At 64.7% G+C, this 266-nt stretch carries 1 protein-coding gene; it reads left to right on the top strand.

Annotated elements, in window-relative coordinates; translation table 11 throughout:
• Positions 1–266, top strand: a 266-nt coding sequence (locus ACLJNW_RS25650; protein ID WP_410961431.1) for a sugar-transfer associated ATP-grasp domain-containing protein, incomplete at both ends; no start/stop codon positions are given.

Raw genomic sequence — 266 nt, 5'->3', positions numbered from 1 at the left:
CACCAACGCGGTGGACGGCGTGCAACTGCCGAACTGGGACGGCTTCATGAAGCTGGCGGCCGGTTGCTACGAGTTGTCGGGCCTCGGCTACATCGGCGTGGACATGGTTCTCGACCAGGAGAAAGGCCCGCTGATCCTCGAACTCAACGCCCGCCCGGGCCTGAACATCCAGATCGCCAACGACAGCGGCCTGGTGCACCGCTGCCACGCCGTCGAGGCGCGACTGGAAGAACTCAAGGCGAAAGGCATCGAAGAGTCCGCGGAAG

This window comes from Salmonella sp. SAL4457, from assembly GCF_046548235.1.
Taxonomy (GTDB): Bacteria; Pseudomonadota; Gammaproteobacteria; order Enterobacterales; family Enterobacteriaceae; genus Salmonella; species Salmonella enterica.
This window is presented reverse-complemented; position numbering and strand designations above follow the sequence as displayed.